The sequence below is a fragment of the Methylobacterium oryzihabitans genome (assembly GCF_004004555.2).
In the GTDB taxonomy this organism is placed as follows: domain Bacteria; phylum Pseudomonadota; class Alphaproteobacteria; order Rhizobiales; family Beijerinckiaceae; genus Methylobacterium; species Methylobacterium oryzihabitans.
Genome location: NZ_SACP01000126.1, coordinates 1 through 485 on the forward strand (window position 1 = coordinate 1; position 485 = coordinate 485).

Here is a 485-nt window from a genome sequence, read left to right on the forward strand (position 1 = left end):
CCGCCGACGCCCTCCTGCTGCGCCCCCTCGACGGCGATGCCCACGGTGCCTTGGGTGAAACCGGAGCTGTAGTTGAGGATGGTGCCTTGCAGCCAGTTTTCCCGGCTGTGGGTGGGGTGGCGGGTGCCGTCGCTCTTGTAGTAGCGCCACAGCGGCGCGCGTGCGGCGCGTTCACGGGCGTACCAGTTGCGGGTGGTGCCGGACAGGCTCTGGCCGTCGATGAAGCCGCTGGCTTGCGCCTGCTCGCTGCTGGCTTTGAGGGTGAGCGGGATGAAGGCCTGGCTTTGCGGATCGGCCTGGGCCACGGTGGAAAAGGCACTGATGGATAAGGCCAGTGCGGTCAGGGTGAATACTCTCAAGGTTGAAGCTCCCATTTTTTCTAGTCATTGCCGGCCTTGTGGGCCGGATGGTTGTTGCGGTGTTGCCAGGGTTGCCCGGGGTCGCCGGGCTAAATCGGGGGCGTTGGGCTACCTGTACCGGCCTTT

The 485-nt window shown here is 65.2% G+C and carries 1 protein-coding gene; it reads right to left on the reverse strand.

What is annotated here, in order from left to right; translation table 11 throughout:
* Positions 1 to 359, reverse strand: a 359-nt coding sequence (locus EOE48_RS28670; protein WP_127734239.1) for an OprD family outer membrane porin, incomplete at its 3' end; no start/stop codon positions are given.
* Between the last annotated feature and the right edge of the window lie 126 nt (positions 360 to 485).